The sequence below is a fragment of the Serratia sp. JKS000199 genome (genome assembly GCF_900215455.1).
Classification (GTDB): Bacteria; Pseudomonadota; Gammaproteobacteria; order Enterobacterales; family Enterobacteriaceae; genus Serratia; species Serratia ureilytica.
This window is the reverse complement of sequence record NZ_LT907843.1, coordinates 2,365,816-2,391,219: the sequence shown is the minus strand read 5'-3', so window position 1 is coordinate 2,391,219 and position 25,404 is coordinate 2,365,816. Positions and strand designations below refer to the sequence as shown.

The following is a 25,404-nucleotide window of genomic DNA, read 5'->3' as shown; positions in this document are numbered from 1 at the left end:
CACTGTGAGGGGGAAGGGCGATGAGCGTGAGGATTATCGATAAGGCGGCGGAGAAGGTGGTGGGGGTAAGAGTGGTGGGGCCGTATCCACAGACCATCCCGCAGGGTTCGCAGCAACTGCTGGCATGGCGGCAGCGTCACGACGTGCCGTTCGGCAAATGGCTGGTGTTGTACTGGGACGATCCGGCAGAAGTGGCGCCGGAAAAGCTGCGCGCCGACGTGGTGATGAGCGTGGCGGACGATTTCGCGCTGCCGACGGACAGCGCGGGCATGACCGTGCAGACGCTGCCCGCTGGGCAGTACGCGGTTTACCGCGTACGCATCAGCGATGGCGATTTCGAGCGGGTGTGGGGCGAGTTCTACCAGAAGCTGCTGCCGGCCAGCGGCTATCAGCCGGTTGAGGGGGTGAGCTATGAACACTATCTCAACGATTGCGAGGCCGACGGCTATTTCGACCTCGAGATTTACCAGACGGTGAAAAAGTGGTGAAGGGGAAATGATAAAGAAGGCTGAATCGATAGGGGATATCGATTCAGCCTGTGATTGTCATTCCTGTTCGGTTTAGGAGCGGTGACAAGAGGAGGGAGTGTCACTCGCACTGACGTATAGGCCGTTTGATATCTATACAGTGTAGGTAGATAGGCCAAGTCTCACTTTAGCGCCTTGGAATCAAGTGCCTTGGAATCACTCGGTGGCGGTTGTGGTGGCTATTTCCCCCAAGTTCCTTTTTGATTCATTAATATCTTACCGTTCTTTATAACTGTCAGTGTGTTATCAATTTTACTGAGCATGTAGGTCGTCGATGCATTTTTAAACTCATAACTGATTATTGGGCATGGGGCTGTATTGCAATCAGCACGTGTCACTTTTCCCTGCAAAGTTACAGCAGCACCATCTTTTTTACGCTCTCCATAATAAGTAGCATCATTACAGTTTCCTTTACTGATGCAAACAGTCATGAGCTTGATAGAGAATGACTGTGTGTCAAAGTATTCTTCCTCAGTCCTCACCTTATTTCTTTTGCTGTCTGAGGAAAAATGCATGTCTTTGAAGCGTGCAGCCCAATGCAGAATATCATTATTAATAGGGGAATCTTTATCAGATGATTTGTAATTTATGATATCAGAATCAGGTACAACCCAGGCGGCATAAATTTTCCCATCGGGATTGATGACCAGAGCAGAGGCATTTTCCAGATAAAGATCTTTTAGCCACCCTTCAACAAATAACCCACCACCTGGGGTTGAATGAGGTTCACCGAACACATCAAAGTTGTTGATGTACTTTTCATAGTCTTGACCCAGTATGCTTTTAAGATTGTCAGTGACCGCTTTATCGTTGACCAGCCCGCTTACTGTGTTGGTTTTGTTATATTGTAACAGGTCTATCGCTGATGTGGATTCAATGGAGCCAAGCAAAGAAGCAGCAAACAATGTAGGTAATAAGATTTTTTTGAACATAAATCACTCGTTTGATAATTTTAAAAATTCTTCTGCTTCCCGGGCATACCGCTTTTGAAGGCCATTACCATAACGTGCCCACCAGTTGTACTGTTTACCACCCTGCGTCGTGATGGTATCTCCATATATTGCTCTATCGTATTCTACCCGAGCTTTAAGTAAATTATCCTGAAAGCTTTCCGCCGACATACTTTCAATTTTGGCTATTGCCTCCGACGTTAAGGTATCAGCCTTAACTATTCGTCCGGACTCCATGGAGTTCAGGATCGCTTGTGCGCCAGATGAGCCACGCATATGTGCCAATGAAGTTATTGCCCCTTGTTTTCCTGGATCAGAAAAGTTCAGTGCACCTGCAGACTTCGCTGATGCGCTCATTGCTTTGGATACTTCCTCAAACTCTTCAGCGCTGCCTTGGCCGTATTGGTTACGAGCAGCAAGGATTTTGTCATAAGCATTGCCATTTCCTTTTCTGAATCCGTATAACTCACGGCGCCCACCTTGTTCTCCAGCACTCCCTTCAGAGGCCATGACCGATTCAACAACCCGATTATCAATTCTGCCGGGTTTTGTTGTCGATTGAGCATTTTGCGTGATAGATGCCGGCGCCGCTGCCGCCGCCCGAGGGGCGGCGTTAACCGGCTTTCCCGGCGTACCACTCGCCTCCTCGTTCGGGAACAGCTGATCGACGGCGCTCTGGATTGCCGCCTGATGGCCACCGCCCGGTGCGGCGGTGCGCGCGGCGCCGCCAGGCTGGTTGAGATCCAGCTGGCCGCCGGTGTTGATCGCGCCATCCTCTTTTACCGTGATATTGAAACTGGTGCCGGTGATGTTGATTTGGCCGTCCGCCAGCAGTTCGATCACGCTTTCGCCGCACTCGAGCCGCAGCGATTCGCCGGAGCCGAGGGTAAAGGCATTGACCACGGCGTCGCTGCGCGTTTTGCCGGTCAGCGCGGAGGATTCACCTTTGACGCCGGTCGCCTGATTAAGCACCACCCGTTTGATCTGGTTACCGCCCACCAGATGCGTGTGGTCGTTAGCGATGGTGTGGCTTTCATCGTTTTTCACCTGGGTGTCCATGTTGCGCTCCGCCTGGATCCACACCTGTTCGGCGCCGGCCTTGTCTTCGAAACGCAGGGCGTTGGCGTTGTCGGCGGTGCCGTCCTTGGTGCGGCTCATAAAGCCCATCTGGGTGGCGGCGGCCGGCAGCGCCCACGGCGGCATGCTGGCTTCGTTATAGACGCGCCCGGTGACGATCGGCCGATCCGGATCGCCGTTGATAAAGTCCACCACCACTTCGTCGTTCACGCGCGGGATCTGCACGCCGCCGTAGCCTTGGCCGGCCCAGGCGCTGGAGACGCGCACCCAGCAGGAGCTGCCGTCGTCTTTCGGCCCGAAGCGATCCCAGTGGAACTTCACCTTGATACGGCCGTATTTGTCGGTCCAAATCGATTCGCCGGCCGGGCCGACCACCCGTGCGGTCTGCGGTCCGTGGGTTTTCGGCCAGGTGGCCTGCTGCGGCGGGTGCCAGGGCACGTCCGCCGGCAGGACGATGAAGTCGATGCGGTGTTCGCTGCTCTGATCGTCGCCGCTGGCGTAGCGATTCTCTTTCAGATGGTAGCTGGCCTGCAGCGTCAGATATTCGCGATTGTCGTCGGCATGCGGGGCGTTATACAGCGTGAAGGTACTGCCGGGGGCGATGCCCATGGCGGTGGCGGTGCCTCGGATCTGCTGATGTTCGGCCTGCCAGGCTTCCTGGCGCACGCGGGCGTAGAACTCCCCCTGCTGATGCTCGGTATAGCGGCCCGGCCAGTCGTAAACGTCGATTTGCCCCGGCGTCGGCGAGACCGGGTTTTGCCGCGCCTGGAACAGCCAGGCGTTCGGTTTGCGGAAATCGTAGTCGTCCAGGCTGTAGATGCCCGGCGTGACGCGATCGGACAACGTCCACTGGCTGATACCTTCCTCGCTGGTGCTGCCGCCCGACGGCGTCAGGTGGTAGGGGATCATCTCATAGCCGGGATAGGGCTGGTGATGGTGGGGGGCGTCCCCGAGCACCAGCGTGTGTTTGCCCATTTCGTGTTTGAAATAGTAATAGATGCCCTCCTGCTCCATCAGGCGGCTGATGAAGTTGAAGCTGCTTTCGTTGTACTGCACGCAGTAGCCCCACAGACGATAGTCGCCGGTCAGCTGATCTTCCAGCTGCACGTTGTGCTCCGCCAGCAGGGTCTTGACGATCTGCGGCACCGTCTGTTCCTGGAAGATGCGGAAATTACGGTCTTTGGTCATCGGCCACAGGTCCGGCTGCACGTGCAGGTTGTACACCGCGTAGCGCGTGCCGCCGATCTCTTCGCTGCTGACGGCGATGGCGGTGATCTTACCGTTCAGGTAACGCGGGGCGCTGAGAAAGCCCTGGGTCGGAATTTCCAGCGTCAGCGGTTGGCCGAGCAGCGCTTTGCGATCGAGGCGCGCGTCGGTGCTCAGCAATTCAATAGAGAAGTCGAAAGGAGTGGAAAGCGCTTCGATACCGTCCAGCGAGCGAAACAGCAGTTGCTCCTGGCCCAGCGGCGTGTGCGCAATAATGCGATCCAACATGAGAACGTCCTCTGTGATTGACGTCATGCCCTGCATACTCCGGCGTTGCAGCGGCCTTGCCGCGCGGCCAATGAGGGGGCAGTTGCTCGTCAGTCTCATGAAATAGGGGAAACCCCGCCGAGGCGGAGTTTCAGAACGGGATTAGCCGGCAGTGGCCGGGTTGACCAGCCAGGTGCCGGCGGTGTCGATGCTGAGCTGCTGGCGGCGGAGCCGATCGTTGTGACGGATCTCCAGCTGATAGCGGCCCGGCGCCAGGTTCAGGCTGGCGAAGCCGTTTTCGCCCGGCGTCACCTGCTGCGGCTTGCCGTCGAGGCTGACCTGCTCACCCGGTTGCAGTTTGAAGTACACCAACGCCACCGGTTGCGCCGGCGGCGCCGCTTTTTCAGGTTCCGCCGCCGCAGGCTGCGCGGTTTGCGGCGCGCTCGGCTGCTGCGTCAGGGTTTTCTGCGCCGGTGACGCCTCGCTGTTTTGAGCGACGGCCTGGGCATCGTCCTTGCCGCCGCTCAGCCAGGCGATCGCGCCGATCACCAGCAGCGCGGCGACGCCGGCGCCGGCCATCATCGGGCGCGAGAATTGGGTGCCGCGCGCGGTAACGGTGCCGGCTGCGGCCGCAGCGGCGGCCGGGTTGGCGGCGACCAGCAAGTTCTCCGGCGCGGCGGCCGGGGTGCTGATTATTTCGTTTTCATCGGCGATCGGCAGGTGCAACAACTCGGCCATTTCGTCAATGGTCTGCGGGCGGTCTTCCGGCTTCAGCGCCAGCGCGCGATCGACGGTGCGCAGCAGCTCCGGCGAGTAGCCGGCGGGGCGGCGCTCGGTCAGCGGCTGGTAGCTGTCTTCGATGCTGCGCACCACGCTGACCGGCGGCGGCGAACCGACGATCAGCGTGTGCAGCACGGCGCCGAGCGCGTAGATATCGGTCCACGGCCCTTGTTCGCCGTCGCTGTTCTCGGTGTACTGCTCGATCGGCGCGAAGCCCGGCTTGAGCATGATCTCCGTTTCGTCCGACAGGTTGCCGATCTCTTTGCGCGCCGACCCGAAGTCCAGCAGCACCGGCAGCTGGCTCTCCTGGATCTGGATGTTATCCAGCGAAATGTCGCGGTGCAGATAGCCTTCCTGATGGATGGTGTTGATGGCGCTGAACAGCGGCGGCAGCAGCCGACGGATCCACGCCTCGTCGATTTTCTCCGGCTGCTGCGCCTGCAGGTTTTTCAGCGTGGTGCCGCTGTAAAACTGGGTGCCCATATAGGCGGTGCCGTTCTCTTCCCAGAAGCGCAACACGTGCAGCAGACCGGGATGCGAGAAGCGCGCCAGCAGACGCGCCTCCTGAATAAAGCTGTTCAGCCCGGCCTGGAAAGTTTTGCCGAAGCGTTCGCCGCGCAGCCCGATGCTGAGATCGTCGTTGCGTTTCGCCAGCGAGGTTGGCATGTACTCCTTGATGGCGATGGTGCGTTCCAGTTGGTGATCGTAGGCGCGGTAGACGATGCCGAAGCCGCCTTCGCCGATCGCTTCCTGGATCTCGAATTCATTGAATCGATAGCCGCTCGGCAGGCTGTTCGAATTCGGTTTGGTTATCCCGGTTCCCGACATAGTGATGACTCTCTGTGTTCAAAGGGCCGCCGTCTCGGCGGCCGCGGCGTTATGCCTGAAATTGACAAATGAATTCGTTGTTCTGCAGCGCGATATGCAGCTGGCGATAGCGCTGGTCGTTGGCGCTGCCGGTCAGCAGGGTGTGGCTGATCTGCGGCAGCAGGGTGTTGGTCAGGATGGCGTCGACCATGCGGCCGCCGGACTCCACCTCGGTGCAGCGGCTGACGATCTGCTCGATGACCGCATCGTCGAAGGTGCAGACGATGTCGTGATTCTCCGCCAGGCGACGCTGAATGCGGCCCAATTGCAGGCGCACGATGTTGCCCAGCGTGGCGTCGGTCAGCGGGTAATACGGCACCACCAGCAGGCGGCCGAGCAAGGCGGCCGGGAACACCGACAGCAGCGGTTGGCGCAGCGCGCCGCTCAGCGCCTCCGGCTCCGGCAGCAGCTCCGGATCGCTGCACAACCCGGCGATCAGATCGGTGCCGACGTTGGAGGTCAGGATGATGATGGTGTTGCGGAAATCGATATGACGGCCTTCGCCGTCCTCCATCCAGCCCTTGTCGAACACCTGGAAGAAGATTTCATGTACGTCCGGGTGCGCCTTTTCGATCTCGTCCAACAGCACCACGCTGTAAGGACGGCGGCGAACCGCCTCGGTCAACACGCCGCCCTCGCCGTAGCCGACATAGCCGGGCGGCGCGCCTTTCAGCGTCGAAACGGTGTGCGACTCCTGGAATTCGCTCATGTTGATGGTGATGACGTTCTGCTCGCCGCCGTACAGGGTTTCCGCCAGCGCCAGCGCGGTTTCGGTCTTGCCGACGCCGGATGGCCCGGCCAGCAGGAACACCCCGACCGGCTTGTTCGGATCGTCCAGCCGCGCCCGCGAAGTGCGCACCCGGCGGGCGATCAGATCCAGCGCATGGCGTTGGCCGATGACGCGCTGATTCAGGGTGTCGGAGAGCTGCAGCACCGCTTCAATCTCGTTTTTCACCATGCGGCCCAGCGGGATGCCGGTCCAGTCGGCCACCACCGCCGCCACGATGTTGGCGTCGACGGCGGCGAAGATCAGCGGCGCTTCGCCCTGCAGCGCGCTCAGCTGCTGCTGCAGTTCGCCCAATTGGGCGCGCAGCGCGTCGGCATCAGGGCGCGTTTGCGTCTCTTCGTCGGTGCTCGCCTCTTCTTGGGCGTGCAGTTGGGCGCGCAGCGTGATGATCTGCTGGATCAGCGCCAGCTCCTGCTGCCAACGCTCGGTCAACTGTTCGAGTTCCTGGCGCAGCGCGGTCAATTGGGCTTCAATCTCCTGCGGGCGCAGGGGATCGCCGATGCCGACCTTGGCCTCGCGGCGGGCGATATCCAACTCTATCTGCAGCGCATCGATGCGGTGGCGGCAGTCTTCGACCTGGGCGGGCTCGGCATGTTGGCTGACCGCCACGCGCGCGCAGGCGGTATCCAGCAGCGCCACCGCCTTGTCCGGCAGCTGGCGGGCCGGAATATAGCGATGCGACAGCCGCACCGCGGCGTCTACCGCTTCATCCAGCAGCAGCACGCGGTGGTGTTGCTCCAGCGGGCTGACGGTGCTGCGCAGCATCAGCAGCGCTTTGTCTTCGCTCGGCTCGTGTACCTGGACCACCTGGAAACGGCGGGTGAGCGCCGGGTCTTTCTCGATGTATTTCTTGTATTCCGACCAGGTGGTGGCGCCGATCGTGCGCAGCTGGCCGCGCGCCAGCGCCGGTTTCAGCAGGTTGGCGGCGTCGCCGGTGCCCTGGGCGCCGCCGGCGCCGATCAGGGTGTGAATTTCGTCGATAAACAGGATGATCGGCGTCGGGCTGGATTGCACTTCGTCGATCACCGCCTGCAGCCGTTTTTCAAACTCGCCCTTGACGCCGGCGCCGGCCTGCAGCATGCCGATGTCCAGCAGGCACAGCTTCACGTCGCGCAGCTGCGGCGGCACGTCGCCGGCCACGATGCGCAGCGCCAGGCCTTCCACCACGGCGGTTTTGCCGACGCCGGCCTCGCCGGTCAGCAGCGGGTTGTTCTGGCGGCGGCGCATCAGAATATCGACGATTTGCCGGATCTCTTCATCGCGGCCGGCCACCGGGTCGATCTCGCCGTTGCGCGCTCTGGCGGTCAGATCCTGGGCATACTGCGCCAGCACGCTTTCACCGCTGCGCGCCGCGCCGGGCAGGGGCTCGGCGCCGCTTTGCGCCGCCGCGTCCTGGGCGTTTTCCGCCGAGTGAGCGGTAATGGCGGCGAACTGTTCCATCAGCAGATCGGCGTTGATGCGCTCGAACTGCGGGGAAATGGCCTTCAGCAGGTGGCGCAGGCTGTAGGTTTTCAGAATGCCGAGCAGCAGGTGGCCGCCGCGGATGCGCGCTGCGCCGAACTTCAATGAGCCATAGACCCAGGCGCGTTCTACCGCGCTGTCGATGTGCTCGGACAGATCGGAGATGGCGCTGGCGCCGCGCGGCAGGCGATCGAGCGCCTCGACGATGTCGCGCGCCAGCTGCGCCTCGTCCAGCGCGAAGTGGCGAACGATCTGCTGCAGATCGCCGTCCGGCGATTGCATCAGCTGATGCAGCCAGTGCGCCAGTTCGACGTAGGGGTTACCGCGCAGCTTGCAAAACGCCGTCGCACTTTCCAGAGAGGTGAATAACAGGCTATCCAGTTTGCCGAATAATACCGAGCGGCTGATTTCAGACATGGTTTTCCTCAGGTCTCAGAGTGGCCTGACGCCGCCGGGCGTCGGCCGAAATAGGGTCAGAACGGGTTTTCCAGCGGTTCAGGGCTGAAGATCAGATCGTCGAGATCGCGCTGTCGCCGATGGTCGGCCAGCCAACTGCTCAGGCCCAATCGCTGCGCGCCGCCGAGCTGGATGCCGTGCGCCTGTTCCTTCGCCAGGATCAGGCGGACTTCCCAGACGAACTCGATGCCCAGGTATTGGCGCACCCAGTCGCGCAGTTGCCGGCACAGATCGGCGCCGGGTAGAAAGCGGTCATAGTCCTGCTGCGGCATCGGCCCCAGCTCGATGCGGAACTTGTGCTGGATATCCCGCACCGCGATGCCGAGAAAGGCCGATTCGCCGAGCCGCGGCGCGCCGCGTCCGGCCTTGAGCCGCGCCTGCTCGCTCGGCTCCACCCGCAGCCAGTGCGGCACGTTTTCGACGATGCGCACCGGCACTTTGAAATACTGCTGCAAAATTTTGCTCAGGCCTTCCGGATCGCGGCTGTGGCGAATCAGATGACCGGCCATAAAATGTTTAGCGTGGGCGTTGATGCTGTCGCGCTCTTGCTGCGCCGGCTGGCCGATGCCGATCAGGCTCGACAGGTACTCGTCGAAGCGCCGGTTGTCGGGGCGATCCAGCGACACCGTAGGTTGCGCGTCGGCCCAGGCGCGGTAAAACAGCAGCGTCAGCCGGTGATGGAACAGATTGGTGAACGCCAGCAGGGTGGTGTCCTGATGGTGATACACCCGTTCGCGCACGTATTCGGTCAGGTGCAGCGGCAGCGGCCCGTTGGGGCCGAACAGGCCGAAGCTGAAGATCGATACGTCGTGCAGCGGGCTGTTGGCGCGCGGCGTCACCTGCGCCAGCGTGGACGGCGCGAACGACAGCGAAGGTTCCTGGCCCAGGCGCAGCATCTCGTGGCGCGGCAGCGGCGCGCGCCCCAGCAGGTAGGGTTGGCCGCCCTGGGCGTCGATGCGCCGCAGCAGTTGAAACAGATCGTGCTTGTAAGGCGCGCTGCGCAGCCGCGGCCAGAAGTCGTCCGGCAGGCGATACAGCGCGTTGATCTGCGGCGGCGCCAGTTCGGTGGCGATCATCTCCGCGTTCATATCAGCGTCCTTTTGCCCATGCGCGCCTGCCAGTGGGCGATCTCGCCGCGCTGCTGGCTGGAGAGCGTCATCTCGGTGAAGGTGTTCATCGCCACCAGGCGCGAGAACAGGCGCTCCAGCACGCTGCCGAGCAGGTAAGGACTGTTGCCGGAGAACGCCTGCTCATCGACCGTCAGATCGATGGCGATGCCGCGCGCGAACACGATGGGGCCGGGTTCAGGCACTCGCCGATAGACCGGCCGCAGGTTGCAGTGGCGCACGCCCTGGATCTGTTTGGCGATCGCCGGCTCGCTCAGGTTGCCGTACAGCCCCAGCAGCTGGCGCAGGCTGGCGGCGCCCTGTTCCGGATCGCCGTCCATCATGCTGAGGTAATTCAGCTGCAGCTGACTGATCAACCGCCAGGTGATCATCCCTTCGGCCAGCGCCGGACGCGGCGGTGTAGGGCCTTTGCGCAGCGAGACCTGCTTGATCGGGATTGAATCGGGCATCACGAAATTGCCCTGATCCTGCTGCAACAGCATCAACGGCAGGTCGCGGCTGGTGCACAGCACGTCGGCGGTGAGGTATTTCAGATCGCTGTGCCACGGCGACTGCCGTTCGTCCACCAGCGATACGAACACTTCCGAACCGGCATAGCCGGTGCGGGTGCCGTAGCGGCGGGCGTGCTCCGACAGCGTGCGCTGTTCGCGCCGCAGCGAGAAGTAGGCGCCATAGTTGCCATCGTCCGCGCTCAGGGTGCTGTAAAACGGCCGAAACTCTTGCTCGTAGCGTTTTTCGCTGGCGCTGCCGCCGAGCCGCTGCACCGAAAACACTTCGTAATCCAGCGGCCGGATATTGTCGACCACCAGATGGTATTCGTGGTTCTTTTCGTTGATCGCGATGCGTTCGGCCACTTTAGGAAACAGGTTGATCACCGGCGTGCAGTGCAGCGCCAAATGGGCAACGTCGACCACCCGTTCCAGCGCGGCGTCGTGCCTATCGAGCAGCACCACGATTTCGAACTGGCGCAGCGCCTTTTTCCCTTCGCGCACGCTTTGCAACAGCGGGCGCAGGCCGTTGACGCTGAAGAACTGGAAGCGCGCCGGGAAGGCGAAATATTCTTGCAGCAGCCGGTAGCCTTCGAAGTTGCGCAGATCGTTGGGCAGCAGCGCCTGATCGGCGGCAAAGCCTTCCTGTCGCAGCCCGTCCAACGCCAGCGCCCGCCGCTGCGGCTGAGCCTCCACCGTTTGGCAGACAAGCCCGACGCTGTGCTGCATCAGCAACTCCAGCAGCTGCTGCGCCTGCATGTCCGGCCCGGCCAGGTAAAACATCAATTGGTCCAGCTGCAGGTTGTTGAGCGTCACGCTTTCGTAGCACTCCAGCCGAATGCGCAGCGCGCTGACGCAGCCGCTGTGCTGCAGCCCCAGCGAGGCCAGCGGAATATCGGCCGGAATGCCGCCCAGCTCGACGCCGGCGATGCGCACCGGCTGCAGCGTGACGTCATGCGCCGTGGTGTAACTGCAGGTGATGCCGCTTTTCTTCAGCGTCTGGCTGTCCATCATGGTGCCGCGCGGCACCACGAAGCCGTTGCTGATATCGCCTTTACTGCTGTCCGGCTGCAGCTCGGCGATCGCCATCGACGGCGTCGGCGACAGGTAGTTGGGGTAGATGATCTCCAGCAAGCGCTGAGAAAAGCGCGGGAACTCGGCGTCCATTTTCAGCTGCACGCGCGAGGTGAGGAAGGCGAAGCCCTCCATCAGACGCTCGATATAAGGGTCCGCCACGTCGATGCCGCGCATGCCGAGACGGCCCGCGACCTTCGGGTACTGTTCGGCGAACTCGGCGCCCATCTCACGCAGATAGGCCAGCTCGCGGTTGTAATAATCTAACAGTTTACTGTCCATCGCCTTACCCTATGTCTTTCAGATCGAAGTGGCCGTTTTCCAGATCCACGTCGGTACGGAACAGAAACTCCAGCGGATAGGGCACGCACCACAGGCGGCCCTTGATTTCGATCGACAGCACGTTGTGCAGATCCAGCGAGCCGGTGTCCGAAATGCAGCGCACCTGCAACCCGTCGGGCAGAATGCGCGGCTCGAAATGGAGGATGGAATCGGTCAGCGCGCGCTGAATGTCCAGCCATTCGATGTCCGACATGCGCTTGCCCGCCAGCGAGGCGATGCCGTAATTCAGGGTGGAGCGCCGCACCTGTGGAAAATCGCCGAGATCCAGATTGGATTCGCTGTTGACGCAGTTGAACAGCCACTGCAAATCGCGCAATACCCGGCGGCGCAGCTCGCTGTGCGACACCAGGTTGCGCACCTGCGCCTCCTGCTTTTTCTGCGGTTCGTCGTCGGTCAGCATGTCGAGCAGCACCGGCTGCATTTTGTCGCGTGAAGTCAGGCGTTCGCTGTCCTGACGAGAGCGATAGCCCTGGCGGCGCAGATCGCCGCCGTCATAGTGGGGTGGGCGCTTGTCGTTCATGGTCAGGCGCTCGCGTCGAAGCTCAACTGCCGCAGGCTGTGCAGCGGGAATTCGTCGCTTTCGCTGAGCCAGGTCTTCAGGCCCAGCCCCGCATAGTGGGCGCCGTCGCCCAGCGGTTGCCATTCGGTGCGTTTGCCGAGCAGCAGCGCGTCGTCGCTGCCTTCGGGCAGCGGGTAACGGGCGGGCAGTTGGCATACCTGTTCGCGGCCGTCGGTCAGGCGCACCAGCGCATGGCTCCACACCAGATCGATGGCGCTCTGTGGCGCCTGGAACTGGATCGCGGCGATGTCGGCAAACGGCACCCAGTAGTAAACGCCGTTGAGCGCCAGCTCGCACACCGGCCCGAGGCGGCCGTCACCGTCGGTCAGCCAGTCGAAACTCAGCTGCCGCTCTTGGTCGCCTTCGGCCAACATTAACCGCCCGGCGCCGGCCGGGGCGGCCTCCAGCGCCTCATCGCGCAGCGTCTGGGCCTGCTCGGCCGCCCCTTGCGCATCCTGATGCAGCGCCTGCACCATCAGTTTCAGCCAGGGATGCGCCTGCCGCAGCAGCGTCGGCGCGGCCGTGCCGGCGAATACCGCCTGGCGTTGCAGCTCGGCGTTGACCGACTGCATCAGCAGCAAGGTGGTTGGTTGGGCGATCGGTTTCAGCGCCTGCCAGGATTTCAACTGCGCGTTGGCGCGCGTCCAGTTACCGCTCAGACACAGCAGTTGCACCAGCGCGGCGCGCAGGTCGGCATCCGCCGGTTTTGCCTTGATATCGTTCTCGACGGCGGTGATGGCCGCGGCGATCGACTGGCCTTGCAGCATGCTTGCTAATGATTTCACAGGCTTTCCTTATAATCAGTGAGTGGCGCCGTTAACCGACAGGTAGCTGCCGCTGGCGGGATCGACCCGGTCTGCGGCCAACTGTTCCACCAGCTTGAAGGTCAGCGGGGCGGCGGCGCTCAGCAGCGGCTGCCAGGCGGTTTGCGCCTGCTGCACGCGCTGTGTGATCTTGGTCTCGTCGGCGGCGTCGACACGCGGCATTTCAACGATCGCTTCACCGTTGAACGCCCAGGCATGCAACTGCGGTTCGAAGGTCAGCAGCAGGAAGCTGCCCGGCGCCTGCGGGTTGCCGCCCAAAATGAGCCGTTGGGCGTTGGCGCTGACGACGGTCAGCGCGCGATCGCCGCCGTTAATCTTCGCCAGCGGGTAACCTTGCAGGAACCACAGCGTCGGCGAGAGGGTTTGCCCGCCGTGTTGCAGCGTGACCGCGCCGCTGCCTTGCAGCCAGCCGTCCTCGCCGCAGCGCAGCGCGTCGCCGGCGGGAATGAACAGCGCGCCGCCGGTGGCTTCGTCACCCCAGAAGGTGCGGAAGTGGCAGCCCTGCGGCAGGCTGAAACGCTGTGGCGGCGCGGTGTCCGCCTGCGCAGAGGTGACGGCCACCGCCGTAGGAATGGTCGGCGGCGGCGGGGTTTGCGGCTGCTCGGCGGTCTCTTGCTTGACCACCGGTTTCCAGCCGCGCGCTTTGGCGGCTTCGCCGGTCGCCAGCTTCTCACCGCGCTTGTCGGTCAGCGTCCAGGGCAGATGACCGGCTTTTGGGCACTGCTTTTCCAGCAGATTGCCGACGCGGGGCAGAAAGTCGTTCAACACGGCCGGATCTTTGCCTTGCGCCGAGACGATGCGCAGCGGGATGCTTTTGCCGCACCAGCTTTCCGGATTGCTGTTCTTGACGTCATCAATAAACACTTCCAGCTTCTGGCTGGGGGAGTAAACCAGGCGATAGTTCATCGCCTGCGCGGTCGGTACCGCCATCAGGGCGACGAGCCCCGGCATCCAGTATTTCATAGTGAACCTTGCTGTGAATGTGCGCCGACTCAGTCGCGGATGAGAAACCGTTCCGCATCCGCCAGCGAATGCAGCAGGGTGGTTTCCTGCGGTGAGCCAATCCAGACGGCGATAGCGCTGTAGTTATCGCTGTTATTGTTTTTCTTCCATGCCTGCTGCATCAGGGCGATCCACTCGCTGGGGGAGTTGACCATGTGCAGCGACTGTTCCAGTTCGGCCTGGCTGAAGCTGTGCCAGAAGCCGTCGGTGCACAGCAGGAAAACGTCGCCGTCTTCCAGCTGCAGCACGTCGCTGTAGGTGGCGTCGCGCTCTTCGTTGAGCCCCAGCGCGAAATACAGCAGGTTGCTGTTGATGCCGTTGGTCTGATAACCGGCGTCCTGCATCTGTTGGATCAGGCTGTGGTCGGTGGTGACGGCATGCAGGTAGCCGCGGCGGAACAGGTACAGGCGGCTGTCGCCGGCGTGCGCCCAGTAGGCCAGCTGGTAATCGCGATCGATAAACAGACTGACCAGCGTGGTGCCCATCTTGCTGTATTCGTCCGACTGCCGCTGCTGCTGGTGGATGGCGGCATTGGCGCGCGTAATGTGCTGACGAATGCTCTGGGCGTTAAGGTGCTTTTCGCCGTCGAAGTTTTGCAAAATGGTGTCGCGCGCCAGTTTGGCGGCGATATCGCCGCCCGGAAAACCGGCGATGCCGTCGCACACCACGAAGCAGGCGGCGCGGTTGCCGAGCACCTCGCCGGTCTGATCCTGGTTGGAGGCGCGGCCGCCCTGATTGGAGGTAGAGGCTATGGTGATATTCATTACGCGTCCGGTTTGGTCTGTGAGTCTTTGTATTGATTCACTTCAACGTCATAGGCGTGCAGGAAGGCTTCGCCGAACAGAGTGTGGAAATCGTCCTCGATTTCGCCGGAGGTTTGCTGATAGTTCTTCACAAAGTAGTCCCACAGCGCGGCCTTGCGGTTGGCGGGCAGCGACAGACGCGGCGCCACGCCTTCCTTGCGCGCTTCCTCTTCGAGGCGCTCCGGGTTGAACGACTGCAGCATGGCGGCGATGATGGCGCGAATGCCGGCGATCATCCCCAGCTGGTGCGCCTGCAGGTCGATCAGCGCATCGCGCACCGCCTGTTCCGGCGGCATAAAGCCCGGCATCTGGCTGCCGAACATCTGCATCAGCACCGTTTTCCCCGAAGGCAGCAGTTTGAACGGGTTGTTGGCCTCGTCGAGGATCATGGTCATCTCAGCCTTCACGCCGCGCTTGAGGATCGAGCGGGATGAGAGCAGGGCGACGGTGCCTTGCGAGAACAGGCTCAGCAGGCGGCCGGCTTGGCGGATCTGTTGTTCGTCGAAATGCGGCTGCGGCTGCAGATCGTCGAGACCGAGGCCTTGCAACAGCGCCGTCAGCAGCGGCCCCTCCAAGGTGTCGCCATTCGGCGCGGCGGCGTGCTGCCGCTGGGCGGACTGGTAGGCGACCGGATCGATGCCCAAGCGGTTGCCCTGGCGCGGGCGCGGAGGTTGCGCAGGCGGTTCCTGCTGGCTGAACTGCGGTGCGGGTTGGGGCTGCGGCTCGGGTCTCTGCACCGGCGGCGGCGTCGGTTGAGGGCGCGGCGCTTGCGGTTGTGCGGCGATCGGCGCCGGTGGTGGGGACGGCGGTTGTGCCGGTTCCTCCGGCTGAGCCAGCGGCACGGCGCCGCCCATCAACAGCCCCAGCGGGTCGTTGCTGTTTAACGTCTCTGGCGAAGCGGGCGCGGATGAACCGCCGAACAGCGCCAGCGGATCCAGCTCTTGTTCCGGTTGCTGCGCATTCTGGACGGGGGGAGCCGGGCGCGGTGGCGCAGCCTGCTCCGCCAGCAGCGCGCTGGGGGTGGTGTCGGCCAGGATATGCTCACGCTCAAAAGTGGAGTCGGTGTTGAATAGGGCGGCCGGATCGGTTTGCTGTTGCTGCAATTGGCGCAGATCGACATCGCCCGCCAGCTGCGCCAGCGGATCGGCCGGGTTCAGCTCGCGAGCGGGGGTATCCAGCAGCGGATGGCTGTCTGGATTGGCTACCGGCGGCGGTGTGACGGCGGCCGACGCATTCGGCGTAAATTCTTCCACCAGGCTGTCCCAGATTTCGTTGGGGATCGGCGCGGCGGATTTTTCTTTGGCGGCGGCTGCAGGGGCCGCAGCAGCGGCAACGGCCTTGGCCACCGGTTGAGCCTGCGGCGCGGCGTGCTGTTGCAGCGCGCTGACTTCAATCTGGTAATCGTCGATGCCGAGCACGTCGCCATCCTGCAGTTCAACCTGGCGGCCACGCTCCAGCGGAATATCGTTCAGCAGCACGCGGGTGACGTTGCCGCGATTGGTGATGCGGCATTCGCCGTCAGAGGAAATGTGCACGATCGCCTGCAGACGGGAAATGGCGCGCTCTTCGTCCGGCAGCACCAGGTTGTTGTCCACGCTACGGCCGATGGTGCCGCCCGGCGGCAGAAAATCGCAACTGCTTTGCGGCGGAACCTGGCCGCTTTTATTTTTTACAATGGAAAATCGCATAAGGCATTCCTGCTGATTAGATCTTATGGCCAGACAGTGAAACTCGATAACTGGATGAGTTTGACTTGATTTCTTTCCTAAGAGAGAGCTTTGAATGTGAGTGACTAAATTCTTTGGCTAACGCATTATATGGTCGAAAACTTCAATGTAATAACGTGAGGCTGTATATGTCAGGAGATGTCTTTGCTATTATTCGCATTATTCTTAGTCTTTCTTTTGTAATAGAGGTTAGTTGGTAATTGAGACAGGTAAGTAAGGGCGAATATAATACTGGCGTACCACACCTCATCATAGTCTTGAAATTTTATATTGAGAATTGGATCCAGTATCTCAGAACCATAGTTAAATACTAAACCTTGGATGATGCTTGCAAATAAATTTACTGTGGTAGCTATCACAAAAAGGGAATAGGATTTTCTATTGTTGGTTTTTTGTTTTAGGTGATAAAGCCCGACAAATACTAAGACTGACAGGAAAAAGTATAAAAACACAAATGAGTAAGAGTAGGTGGAAAGCGTGACGTCATCGATCACTGTTTTGTTTCCTCATCGATTAATTTGTAAATTCCATAGCCAGTTATGGCATTGGAAAAAACCTCTGCGCCTAATGGAACCGTGCCAAGTTTTTTCCATCCAATAATATAATCGCTGTTTATGTGTTTAAACAACCGCCAAGAGTCAGGTCTTAATGACTTGCCAAATATACCGTACCCGGATAGTGATATGTCAACGGAACTATAAACGATGTCAGCTTCATTTTTATTATAACCTAGATAGTTAGCCGCGTAGTGGTATGCCTCTCTTATACTGCCAACCTTATCTTTTCTGAAAAGTAAATAATAGCCACTTTCGTAAACATTATTTGCTCCTTGAGCCATTAACGGTACGCCAATGCCCCCGCAGGCCATGCCTGCAGAAAGTGCACAGGTTCCGATTCCGGCAAATATCTGAGAGCCGCCGCTGACAAAACCAACTTGTTTCATCACCAGGTTTGAAAATCTTTCTCTTTTTTCTTTTTTTATTGCGACAAAGAGCTTGGCTTTACCTGTATTAATGTTGAATTCTTGTTGTTTGAGGTTGTTGATTTCCTCTTCAATTATACTGATTGCCCCAGAGTAGGATGTGCAGTGTATACTGATATCCCTTTGTGCAAACTGAATAAGTTGGTCTATTTCCAGTGAGAAATTAGCTCTTGATTCGTTGGTGTATAGATACTGTCGTGAAAACGTTCTTGATAGTTTTTTGAGTTCATCGACAGATCTATCCAGATCTGCTTTTGTTTTGTATTGCATCAGGATTCCTTTCCTATTTTTCTAAACTAACATTTATTATATGTAAGGATGCGTATTTATTATCAGTTGTCGTCTTTCCCTTGGTACTTCTTGATGATGGCTTGCAACGCTTGGCTATGTACAAGATCGATGCACTTGGCCATCGTCATCGGCTCCCCAGACATGCTGTCATAGGGCTTTGCCAGAAATTCTTTTGCCAGCGCCCTGACGGCGGTATGCGCCTCCAGAGAATAATCGCCGAACTCCATGTAACCCCGAGCAGCGGCTGCGGCATCGTTTTTGACTTCTTTTGCTGAGTACCCCTCGGCGATACAGACGCTAAGCGCGTAGTTTTTGAGGTACTCGGCAGGGGAATAGTCAATTTCTGTCGCTGCATTGACGTTCAACGTTGCGGCGATGGCCACAGTCAGTGAGATTTTTTTCACTGGTTATTTCCGAGGAGGATTTTCATTTACTCTGTCCGGATTGTCTTTCACCCAATTATCATTAGGGCGCTGCACATAATCTTTCGCAAGTTTGTCAAGCTCTTTACTATGGTACATATCCATGCACTTCATTAAGTCTAAACGGCTTTTCCCATCCTTAGCATTGTAATTCTTTTGCAAATACTGCTTTGTCAGCTTGATGATAGGGGATTCTTCATCACGAATTGCATAGTATGACCAAGCATCGATACCATTCGATGAGGCAATTGCATCTTTGCTAGCCTCTGGTGATGTCTTATAAGCGACGGAAATGCAGTAGGTTAGAGCAATATCCTTGTAGTTTTGCAAATAGCTTCTGTATGCCGCTTGCGGCGGCCAATTTTCAATCGACTCTTCTTGATTTTTCTGCGCTATAGCACAAGTGGCATATAGACAAAAAAAGGAGATAAGGATTTTTTTCATCTCAACACTCCAAAATCCGTATGGTTTGTGCAGAGTAATACATAACCAGCGCATGAGTATCTCAATGCTTGATGGCTAATACCCAGTGAAAATAATTAATAAAACTCTAATTTTCTTAAGTTGATGGTTTTATAAAATTGCAACTTACAATGTTAATTATTAATTAGAGTAACGTTCGAAGATGGCTTTAGCCTCACTGGAACTCTGCAGCGAAAGGCAATCTAAAGTATGATAACTTCCTTTAACTGATCCTTGACTATTTTTATTTGCGTACTGTTCAGCCAGTTTTTCGCCTTGTTCGAATGCATCCATGGGGAGTTTACTGAATTCTAAATAGGCGGAAGCGGAACGGAAGGCATCTTGCTTGGTTTTTTCTGAGTCAGTAGATTTCCCAATGCAGCGGCTAATCAGCCAATTTTCATAAATTTCGCTTTGAGGTAAGTTTTCTATTTTTATATCTTCCGCCAGCAACATAGGAGAAACGAGAAGAAGAGCAAGGGCGATGTGGGTAGTCTTCATTTTAATATCCAAAGTGATGCGACTTCAGGAACAAAAGATCCATTCTCAGGATCCCCCATGAAATGACAAGAGTCAGAGCAAATGTCACCGTTCCATAATGTGACATGTCCTCTGGCATTTCGCCAGCCATTTCCTTGTATAACCATTATCCCTTTTTTACCTGAGAATTTAGCTGGGGTAGGGGATTTCACCGTGATATCAGGCTTGCCGAAGTTCTTTTCTAAAAAGAGAATCATATCGTTAACACGATAAAGATACCATTTTTTATCTTTACCAGACACAGTCGCATAACCGGAGTTAGAGGGAATTGGTATGCCTGTATAGTTGAGTACATAACTCATTCGTATAGGACAAGCATTTTCAAAAATACCGTTTTCAATATTGCTTTCTACTTTTCCACCAATCAATGCACCCACTTTTTTTACATTGATATTGACTTCAGAAAAACGAATCCATGCGGGTCCAAATAGAGGTTTTTTCATCCTGACTCTCCATTGTATCCATGTTATGAACCCCCGGCCGTAGCCGGGGGCAGACAAATTAAGCTTCGCGGTTTTCCTTGATGTTCCAACCTGCGCTGCTTTCGGCGCCTTTGCCGCCTTTGTCGCTCTGCTCCCAGTACTGCTGTTTCACTTTCGCCGCCTGGAAGGAGTAGGTGACGCCCACGGTGTCTTCGCCGCCTGCACCGGTGTACTGCACGGCGGTGACCAGCACGTCTTCCAGGGTGATTTTTGCGTATTCAACCTGGGTGCCGCCCGCCTTGCAAACCGACAGCTCAATCTTGGTCAGGTGTTTGCCGCTTGAGCAGTGTTTCAGCAAGGCCGGGGTTGACTTGTCGATCAGCGCGTTGACGTGCAGATCGTTGAAGCACACTTTACCGGCGCCACCGCCGCCGCCAACGCCCATATTGCCTGGTTGAGAGGCGCCCCAGGAGAAAGAAGTAATGTCGGTCCAGCCTTTGTGATTCGAATCTTTGGATTCGCCGCTGGCACCTTCAACTTTCAGGAACATATCAATAGCCATAGTTTCTTCACTCTTTATTAAGGGTTAACAGTAGTATTAACGTTACGTTGAAAAACTCAGGTAATAGCAGCAGGAATTGCAAGTGTGGTAATGCATTACCAATTTATATCCTTGTGCCATGCACCTTCTTAAATACCGAAAACTATCGGTACGGGTTACCGAGCCATTATTAAAATGATAATGGCTCAATGCTTAATTATTTCGCGTTATCTTGATTCCACGTGCGATCTGGATTGCCTGCAATGAGCTGTCGGGAAAGCTTGTCCAATTCCGGACTATGGTACAACCGCAGGCAGTTTAAGGTGACACCTTGACTCTTGCCTTTGGTTTCACTGTGAAACTCATTGACTCTGGATTTATATTTGCCGATGAGAGCATTGATTTTCTCATCACCTGATTCGATATCGAATGGCATCCATTCTCTCATCGCATTCGCCGTTCTGGCCGCATCAAGAGAGAATGCCTTATATGCAGTTAAACCAAACCTCATGCTTTTACTGGCCAGCCGATGGAACACTAGCTCAACTCCCAAAACCAGACCTCTTTGCAGTTAAAATAGCAATGGGAATGGCAGGTTAATAGCGAGTTTTCTGGTTCGATAAGATCAATGTGTCCGCCATCATAGTTGGTGATCTTATTGAAGAACACGACGCCTTTTTTATTGCCAATACCTTTCTCTGCATCTGGAGCATTAAAGAAAATTTTGGCTTTGCCAAAACTACTGGAGCGATGCAACTGATCGGCCAGCAATTTGGCTCCAGGTTCAATCGTTTTACCCTTATAGGCGCCTTTTTTGATTGGCAGGCGGCCTTTGAAGCTGATACCGGTTTTCAACAGCGCCAGGCTCATGCGGACGGCACAGGTATTGGCATAACCAGGATTTTGCTTTAGAAGCGTATCAAGCTCATAACCAATCTCGGCGTAAACGGCTTCTGCTGCCAAATATCCCGGGCTAGAGTAATCAGAGGAGTAATGGCTGCTTTTTAGCTGACGATATAAAGGTTTCATGCTTTGCCTCCTTTGCAGGGGAAGCGAGTCGCCAGAGCCTCTTCAATCAGGGGGGCAGCCCTTTCGTGCAGGCGCGCAGCGGGAAGTTTATTAAAGAATTCGAACACAAACTCCTGCAGAGTGACGGTTTGTAGCTGGCTGTATTGGCACCAGCTTTTTCCTTCCGTCGCGTCCAGCACGCCCAGCAAATAAATTCGCGCTTTCTCTTTTTCCTGTTTATCTGTACTGCGATAGAAACGGAAAAAGTCGCTGCCTGGCAGATTGACATCATCGGACGTCAAATGCGCTATCGATGTCTGCTCTGCGAAAGCTGGCGGCGCGGCGGAGAGCGAGCAGACGACTGCCAACAGCGATGCCAGATAAAACCGCTTTGTCTTCATCTTTCTTTCCCTGTGATGAGGTTAATGTATCAGCCAGACCGCGCGATCGCGGCCTGACTTCAGCCCATCAGGACGCGTCGTTTTGCTTCAGCGAAGGCAGCTTCGACACCAGGCGCAGGGAGACGGTCAGGCCTTCCAGCTGGTAGTGCGGGCGCAGGAAGAACTTGGCGCTGTAGTAGCCCGGGTTGTCTTCGATCTCTTCCACCTGCACTTCCGCCGCGGCCAGCGGTTTGCGCGACTTGGTTTCCTGCGATGAGTTGGCCGGATCGCCGTCCACGTAGTTCATGATCCAGTCATTCAGCCAGCGCTCCATATCGTCGCGCTCGCGGAAGGAGCCAATTTTGTCGCGCACGATGCACTTCAGATAGTGCGCGAAGCGGCAGCAGGCGAACAGGTATGGCAGGCGTGCGGAAAGCTGGGCGTTGGCGGAGGCGTCGGCGTCGTAGTATTCCGCCGGCTTCTGCAGCGACTGCGCGCCGATAAAGGCGGCGAAGTCAGAGTTTTTGCGGTGCACCAGCGGCATAAAGCCGTTTTTGGCCAGCTCGGCTTCGCGACGATCGCTGATGGCGATCTCGGTCGGGCACTTCATGTCCACGCCGCCGTCGTCGCTCGGGAAGGTATGGCACGGCAGGTTCTCCACCGCGCCGCCGGATTCCACCCCGCGAATGGCGGTGCACCAACCGAACTCTTTGAACGAACGGTTGATGTTGGCGGCCATGGCGTAGGCGGCGTTGGTCCAGGTGTAGTTGCCGTGGGTCGCGCCGTCGGTATCTTCTTCGAAGTCAAACTCGTCCACCGGATTGGTGCGGATGCCATACGGCAGGCGCGCCAGGAAGCGCGGCATCACCAGGCCCAGGTAGCGCGCGTCTTCCGATTCGCGCAGGCTGCGCCAGGCGGCGTATTCGGTGTTCTGGAAAATCTTGGTCAGATCGCGCGGGTTGGAGAGCTCCTGCCAGGACTCCATCTGCATCACGCTTGGCGCGGTGCCGGCGATGAACGGGCAGTGCGAGGCGGCGCCGATCTTGGCCATTTCACCCAGCAGCTCCACGTCCTGCGGGCTGTGATCGAAGTAGTAGTCGCCCACCAGGCAGCCGAACGGCTCGCCGCCGAACTGGCCATACTCTTCTTCGTAGATTTTCTTGAAGATCGGGCTCTGATCCCAGCCCACGCCTTTATAACGCTTCAGCGTGCGGCCCAGCTCCTGCTTGGAAATGCTCATGAAACGGATCTTCAGCATCTCGTCGGTTTCAGAGTTGTTGACCAGGTAGTGCAGGCCGTGCCACGCGCCTTCCAGCTTCTGGAAATCGTCGTGGTGAATGATCTGGTTGATCTGCTGCGACAGCTTTTCGTCGATTTCCGCGATCAGCGCCTGGATGGTGCGGTAGGCGTCGGAAGAAACGGTGACGGTATTTTCCAGCGCCTGCTGCGCCAGAGTTTTCACCGCGTTCTCGACCGCTTCTTTGGCCTGATCGGTCTTCGGCCGGAACTCTTTGTTCAACAGCGCGCTGAACTCATCGCTGGAAAAAGTCTCGGTGGTTTGCAACGCATTTTGTTGCTGAGGCGAGTTGCTCATCGATTAATCCTCACGCTCGTTGTTGTCATCGTTAACCGCCGGCTTCGGCGCGTCGGTCAGGGATTTCAGCAGCGCCGGGTTTTGCAGGATCTTGGAGATCAGCTCCTCGGCGCCGTTTTTACCGTCCATGTAGGACAGCAGGTTGGAAAGCTGGGTGCGGGCGTCCAGCAGATTGTCCAGCGCGTCGACCTTGCGGGCGATAGCGGCGGGGGAGAAGTCTTCCATGCTTTCGAAGGTCAGATCGATGTTCAGCTTGCCTTCGCCGGTCAGGGTATTGTCAACCTGATAAGCGACGCGCGGCTTCAGCGATTTCATGCGCTCGTCGAAGTTGTCGACGTCGATTTCCATGAACTTGCGCTCCTCCACGCTGGCTTGCGGATCGACCGCTTTCCCCACCAGATCCGCCATCACGCCCATCACGAACGGCAGCTGGATTTTGCGCTCTGCGCCATAAATTTCGACATCGTATTCAATCTGTACGCGCGGCGCGCGGTTGCGGGCGATGAATTTCTGCCCGCTGCGGGATTTCGAGTTTGACATGATTTACTCCATCTAATGGCGATTGGGAACGCGCCTCGTCCGGCTGGGAGAGTCAGGTTCTGATTCGGGTCTGCGCAGGGGCAGACGGTATCGGGTGTCGTCAAGAGAACAAAAGTCGGCGGCTAGCTGTTCTCCTCGTTGTCGGGGCGACCGAGAATGGTCTCCAGTTGGTTAAGCCCATCGGGCGCCAAATCGCGGACGATTTGCATAAAGTCCAGCGTAATCAGTCGCTGTACCCGATCGATCATCAGCGGCGCCGGGTGGCTTGGCTCATGAAGACGAAAATAGTTTTTCACCTTGTCCAGCATCAGCTGGGCGTCATCGCGCGACTGGATCTGCGCGCTGCGCCAGTTGAGTGGGGCAGAGGCGCTCTGCACGGCGGCCGGTGGCTGCTCAGCGGCGGTTTCCTGTGTGGCGTCCGCTTCGGTGGCGGCCGGGGCCTCGCTCTGGCCGGCAAGCGCCACCAGCGAAAAGACCTTGGTCAGCGCGCTCATTTCCGGCAGCGCGCTTTCACCCAGATGGCGGGTGACTTCGCTGCGAATGGCGGCCAGGGTGTTGGCGATATGCATCACCAGCGCGCCTTCGGGGCGATCCTGTTGCGCCAGCTCATCCTGCAGCCGTGCGCGGCCGCCGGGAAAGTTGGGGCACTCTTGCTTGCTGCCGTCGAGCAGGGCGCCGGCATCGCGCAGCGAGATTTCACCGGCGGCGCTTTTCAGCAGCGGCGCGGCGCGCACGCTGGCGGCCAGCGCGGCCTTGTCGCCAAGGTCGGCCAGCGCGTTGATGCGGAACAGCGGGTCGGCCTCACCGTCGAACTCCAGCGGCGGCTGCAGGGCATCCCAGTAGCGGAGTATCGCCTGGTGGATCAGCGTCAGCCCGTCGGCATAGCCCGGCAATCCGCGCAGCTGGGTCCAGGCGCGGGTGAGATACAGCATGACGCGCAGGTCTTTGGTGCGCGCCAGCAGCGAGCTTGCGAGACGCTCGACCTGCACCCAATCCGGCGCTTCTTCCGGAATGATGGTGCTGCCGAATTGCTGTTCGGCTTTGCCGGTGGCGGCACGCGCCATGGCCAGAAAGTCGGCGTCGTATTCCAGGTTGTCGCCGCAGGGCGTATCCGCGTCAACCGGGGCCAGCAGGGTATCGGTGTCGATAGCCATAAGATTTCCTTCAACGAGCGATGTTAATCAAACATTTGCGGGTACTGGCCGCCGCGGCCTGGGCGCGCCCAGCCGTTGGGTTCGAACAGCAATGAAAACAGCTGCACGGTGAGGTTGCCGCTGTGCACGTGGGTGTAGAGCGGGTGCCCGTCGGCCTGATTGGTCCACCAAAAGCTGGTGTACTGCGCCGGATCGAAACAGTCGGCGGCCTGCTGCCAGCCGAGGCCCGGTACGTCCGGATGCTGGAAACCGATAATCGACAAGATCTCGGAGTCCGCTTCCGCCGGCGGGCTGGGCAGCGCCGGGATCGCCTGCAGCGTGCGGTCGATCTGTTCGGCGGAGAAGCCGTTGCGCACGCCGTTCAGCAGGGTATGGCCGAGCTGTTGGTACCAGCTCGCCGCCATGTTCAGCTGTTGCGGGCGCCAATCCTGTTGGCTGAACAGGCGCAGCGCGCAGATGGGGTAACGCCGCCCGACGCGGTCGCGCGCCGGCAACAGGCAGCCCATCTGCACGTACTGGCTGCCGAGCGTGGCGGGGATCACGAAGTTCCACACCGGCGCGTTGCTGAACGGGTGATCGTTTGGCCCCTGTGCATCGCGCTGCAAATTCACCAGCCCGTTATGGAACCAGTGGGCCCAGTTGTTGACCACCGGGTCAGGCAAACGGCGTTGCAGGAAGTCACCGGCGGAAGGAAGTTTGCCGTACCAGCCGATGCTCGTCGGGGCGCTTGAATCAGTGCTCATG

At 58.4% G+C, this 25,404-nt stretch carries 24 protein-coding genes and 1 pseudogene; 1 reads left to right on the top strand and 24 read right to left on the bottom strand.

All coding sequences use genetic code 11. The features are described from left to right. The first annotated feature begins 20 nt into the window (after positions 1-20). A complete protein-coding gene (gene sbmC, locus CPH57_RS11510) occupies positions 21-488 on the top strand; it encodes a DNA gyrase inhibitor SbmC (RefSeq protein WP_096242357.1) in 468 nt (155 codons plus the stop codon). Between the two features lie 218 nt (positions 489-706). Here the strand turns inward: sbmC and CPH57_RS11505 are convergent, their stop codons facing one another. The 24 genes and pseudogenes from CPH57_RS11505 to tagF all read right to left on the bottom strand — a co-directional run bounded on the left by CPH57_RS11505 (position 707) and on the right by tagF (position 25,403). Further along, the gene (locus CPH57_RS11505; protein WP_096242356.1) at positions 707-1,459 is read right to left on the bottom strand and encodes a hypothetical protein; all 753 of its coding nucleotides are present in this window, start codon (positions 1,457-1,459) and stop codon (positions 707-709) included. A 3-nt stretch (positions 1,460-1,462) separates the two neighbouring features. Next, positions 1,463-4,048 (bottom strand): type VI secretion system Vgr family protein, encoded by a 2,586-nt coding sequence (locus CPH57_RS11500; protein WP_033643566.1) that lies wholly within the window; start codon positions 4,046-4,048, stop codon positions 1,463-1,465. 141 nt (positions 4,049-4,189) lie between these two features. Continuing rightward, positions 4,190-5,635 carry a serine/threonine-protein kinase gene (locus CPH57_RS11495; protein ID WP_033643565.1) on the bottom strand — a complete coding sequence of 482 codons (1,446 nt, stop codon included), beginning with the start codon at positions 5,633-5,635 and terminating at the stop codon, positions 4,190-4,192. A 49-nt stretch (positions 5,636-5,684) separates the two neighbouring features. After that, positions 5,685-8,339 (bottom strand): type VI secretion system ATPase TssH, encoded by a 2,655-nt coding sequence (gene tssH, locus CPH57_RS11490; RefSeq protein WP_033643564.1) that lies wholly within the window; start codon positions 8,337-8,339, stop codon positions 5,685-5,687. Positions 8,340-8,395: 56 nt separating this feature from the next. Then, the gene (gene tssG / locus CPH57_RS11485) at positions 8,396-9,466 is read right to left on the bottom strand and encodes a type VI secretion system baseplate subunit TssG (RefSeq protein ID WP_096242355.1); all 1,071 of its coding nucleotides are present in this window, start codon (positions 9,464-9,466) and stop codon (positions 8,396-8,398) included. Further along, positions 9,463-11,349, bottom strand: coding sequence for a type VI secretion system baseplate subunit TssF (tssF, locus tag CPH57_RS11480; protein WP_033643563.1), 1,887 nt, complete (start codon positions 11,347-11,349; stop codon positions 9,463-9,465). Before tssF ends, tssG begins: the two co-directional genes overlap by 4 nt. A gap of 4 nt (positions 11,350-11,353) precedes the next feature. After that, a complete protein-coding gene (locus tag CPH57_RS11475) occupies positions 11,354-11,929 on the bottom strand; it encodes a type VI secretion system baseplate subunit TssE (RefSeq protein WP_033650842.1) in 576 nt (191 codons plus the stop codon). A gap of 2 nt (positions 11,930-11,931) precedes the next feature. Beyond that, entirely contained in the window at positions 11,932-12,753 is an 822-nt protein-coding gene (locus tag CPH57_RS11470) for a type VI secretion system accessory protein TagJ (protein WP_033643561.1), read from the bottom strand. A gap of 15 nt (positions 12,754-12,768) precedes the next feature. Continuing rightward, complete coding sequence (locus CPH57_RS11465; RefSeq protein ID WP_096242354.1) at positions 12,769-13,755, bottom strand: type VI secretion system-associated protein; 987 nt, start codon at positions 13,753-13,755, stop codon at positions 12,769-12,771. Between the two features lie 29 nt (positions 13,756-13,784). Beyond that, a complete protein-coding gene (locus tag CPH57_RS11460; protein ID WP_033643559.1) occupies positions 13,785-14,558 on the bottom strand; it encodes a PP2C family serine/threonine-protein phosphatase in 774 nt (257 codons plus the stop codon). Then, entirely contained in the window at positions 14,558-16,285 is a 1,728-nt protein-coding gene (tagH, locus tag CPH57_RS11455) for a type VI secretion system-associated FHA domain protein TagH (protein ID WP_060660569.1), read from the bottom strand. The genes CPH57_RS11460 and tagH overlap by 1 nt, the downstream gene beginning before the upstream one ends. Before the next feature lie 529 nt (positions 16,286-16,814). Then, complete coding sequence (locus CPH57_RS11445) at positions 16,815-17,576, bottom strand: DUF4225 domain-containing protein (RefSeq protein ID WP_096242352.1); 762 nt, start codon at positions 17,574-17,576, stop codon at positions 16,815-16,817. Between the two features lie 62 nt (positions 17,577-17,638). Then, entirely contained in the window at positions 17,639-17,992 is a 354-nt protein-coding gene (locus tag CPH57_RS11440; protein WP_050594451.1) for a T6SS amidase immunity protein Tai4 family protein, read from the bottom strand. 12 nt (positions 17,993-18,004) lie between these two features. After that, positions 18,005-18,463 carry a T6SS amidase immunity protein Tai4 family protein gene (locus CPH57_RS11435; RefSeq protein ID WP_060660571.1) on the bottom strand — a complete coding sequence of 153 codons (459 nt, stop codon included), beginning with the start codon at positions 18,461-18,463 and terminating at the stop codon, positions 18,005-18,007. Positions 18,464-18,622: 159 nt separating this feature from the next. Beyond that, positions 18,623-18,982 carry a T6SS amidase immunity protein Tai4 family protein gene (locus CPH57_RS11430; RefSeq protein ID WP_033643555.1) on the bottom strand — a complete coding sequence of 120 codons (360 nt, stop codon included), beginning with the start codon at positions 18,980-18,982 and terminating at the stop codon, positions 18,623-18,625. Beyond that, positions 18,979-19,464: a type VI secretion system amidase effector protein Tae4 gene (locus CPH57_RS11425; protein WP_071796739.1), complete on the bottom strand. Its 486-nt coding sequence runs from the start codon at positions 19,462-19,464 to the stop codon at positions 18,979-18,981. Before CPH57_RS11425 ends, CPH57_RS11430 begins: the two co-directional genes overlap by 4 nt. 58 nt (positions 19,465-19,522) lie before the next feature. Next, positions 19,523-20,005 (bottom strand): type VI secretion system tube protein Hcp, encoded by a 483-nt coding sequence (locus CPH57_RS11420; protein WP_004934962.1) that lies wholly within the window; start codon positions 20,003-20,005, stop codon positions 19,523-19,525. Positions 20,006-20,201: 196 nt separating this feature from the next. Next, a pseudogene (locus CPH57_RS11415) lies at positions 20,202-20,465 on the bottom strand (T6SS amidase immunity protein Tai4 family protein); the annotation flags it as partial. A gap of 56 nt (positions 20,466-20,521) precedes the next feature. Further along, the gene (locus tag CPH57_RS11410; protein ID WP_025303293.1) at positions 20,522-21,013 is read right to left on the bottom strand and encodes a T6SS effector amidase Tae4 family protein; all 492 of its coding nucleotides are present in this window, start codon (positions 21,011-21,013) and stop codon (positions 20,522-20,524) included. Further along, entirely contained in the window at positions 21,010-21,393 is a 384-nt protein-coding gene (locus tag CPH57_RS11405; protein ID WP_047574724.1) for a Rap1a/Tai family immunity protein, read from the bottom strand. The genes CPH57_RS11410 and CPH57_RS11405 overlap by 4 nt, the downstream gene beginning before the upstream one ends. A gap of 67 nt (positions 21,394-21,460) precedes the next feature. Beyond that, the gene (tssC, locus tag CPH57_RS11400; RefSeq protein ID WP_004934958.1) at positions 21,461-22,966 is read right to left on the bottom strand and encodes a type VI secretion system contractile sheath large subunit; all 1,506 of its coding nucleotides are present in this window, start codon (positions 22,964-22,966) and stop codon (positions 21,461-21,463) included. Between the two features lie 3 nt (positions 22,967-22,969). Next, the gene (tssB, locus tag CPH57_RS11395) at positions 22,970-23,506 is read right to left on the bottom strand and encodes a type VI secretion system contractile sheath small subunit (protein ID WP_015378282.1); all 537 of its coding nucleotides are present in this window, start codon (positions 23,504-23,506) and stop codon (positions 22,970-22,972) included. A 122-nt stretch (positions 23,507-23,628) separates the two neighbouring features. Next, complete coding sequence (tssA, locus tag CPH57_RS11390) at positions 23,629-24,660, bottom strand: type VI secretion system protein TssA (protein ID WP_033643554.1); 1,032 nt, start codon at positions 24,658-24,660, stop codon at positions 23,629-23,631. A 23-nt stretch (positions 24,661-24,683) separates the two neighbouring features. Continuing rightward, positions 24,684-25,403, bottom strand: a complete 720-nt coding sequence (tagF, locus tag CPH57_RS11385) for a type VI secretion system-associated protein TagF (protein ID WP_033643553.1) — start codon at positions 25,401-25,403, stop codon at positions 24,684-24,686. Position 25,404 lies beyond the last annotated feature (1 nt).

Bases quoted from the DNA above. Each gene is read 5' to 3' on its own strand.
- tagH (WP_060660569.1), bottom strand. From the start codon at position 16,285: ATGCGATTTTCCATTGTAAAAAATAAAAGCGGCCAGGTTCCGCCGCAA.
- CPH57_RS11420 (WP_004934962.1), bottom strand. From the start codon at position 20,005: ATGGCTATTGATATGTTCCTGAAAGTTGAAGGTGCCAGCGGCGAATCC.
- tssG (WP_096242355.1), bottom strand. From the start codon at position 9,466: ATGAACGCGGAGATGATCGCCACCGAACTGGCGCCGCCGCAGATCAAC.
- tssC (WP_004934958.1), bottom strand. From the start codon at position 22,966: ATGAGCAACTCGCCTCAGCAACAAAATGCGTTGCAAACCACCGAGACT.
- tagF (WP_033643553.1), bottom strand. From the start codon at position 25,403: ATGAGCACTGATTCAAGCGCCCCGACGAGCATCGGCTGGTACGGCAAA.
- CPH57_RS11495 (WP_033643565.1), bottom strand. From the start codon at position 5,635: ATGTCGGGAACCGGGATAACCAAACCGAATTCGAACAGCCTGCCGAGC.
- CPH57_RS11435 (WP_060660571.1), bottom strand. From the start codon at position 18,463: ATGAAAAAAATCCTTATCTCCTTTTTTTGTCTATATGCCACTTGTGCT.
- CPH57_RS11460 (WP_033643559.1), bottom strand. From the start codon at position 14,558: ATGAATATCACCATAGCCTCTACCTCCAATCAGGGCGGCCGCGCCTCC.
- CPH57_RS11505 (WP_096242356.1), bottom strand. From the start codon at position 1,459: ATGTTCAAAAAAATCTTATTACCTACATTGTTTGCTGCTTCTTTGCTT.
- CPH57_RS11405 (WP_047574724.1), bottom strand. From the start codon at position 21,393: ATGAAGACAAAGCGGTTTTATCTGGCATCGCTGTTGGCAGTCGTCTGC.
- CPH57_RS11410 (WP_025303293.1), bottom strand. From the start codon at position 21,013: ATGAAACCTTTATATCGTCAGCTAAAAAGCAGCCATTACTCCTCTGAT.
- CPH57_RS11500 (WP_033643566.1), bottom strand. From the start codon at position 4,048: ATGTTGGATCGCATTATTGCGCACACGCCGCTGGGCCAGGAGCAACTG.
- CPH57_RS11465 (WP_096242354.1), bottom strand. From the start codon at position 13,755: ATGAAATACTGGATGCCGGGGCTCGTCGCCCTGATGGCGGTACCGACC.
- sbmC (WP_096242357.1), top strand. From the start codon at position 21: ATGAGCGTGAGGATTATCGATAAGGCGGCGGAGAAGGTGGTGGGGGTA.
- tssA (WP_033643554.1), bottom strand. From the start codon at position 24,660: ATGGCTATCGACACCGATACCCTGCTGGCCCCGGTTGACGCGGATACG.
- tssF (WP_033643563.1), bottom strand. From the start codon at position 11,349: ATGGACAGTAAACTGTTAGATTATTACAACCGCGAGCTGGCCTATCTG.
- tssH (WP_033643564.1), bottom strand. From the start codon at position 8,339: ATGTCTGAAATCAGCCGCTCGGTATTATTCGGCAAACTGGATAGCCTG.
- CPH57_RS11425 (WP_071796739.1), bottom strand. From the start codon at position 19,464: ATGAAAAAACCTCTATTTGGACCCGCATGGATTCGTTTTTCTGAAGTC.
- CPH57_RS11475 (WP_033650842.1), bottom strand. From the start codon at position 11,929: ATGAACGACAAGCGCCCACCCCACTATGACGGCGGCGATCTGCGCCGC.
- CPH57_RS11445 (WP_096242352.1), bottom strand. From the start codon at position 17,576: ATGCAATACAAAACAAAAGCAGATCTGGATAGATCTGTCGATGAACTC.
- tssB (WP_015378282.1), bottom strand. From the start codon at position 23,506: ATGTCAAACTCGAAATCCCGCAGCGGGCAGAAATTCATCGCCCGCAAC.
- CPH57_RS11430 (WP_033643555.1), bottom strand. From the start codon at position 18,982: ATGAAGACTACCCACATCGCCCTTGCTCTTCTTCTCGTTTCTCCTATG.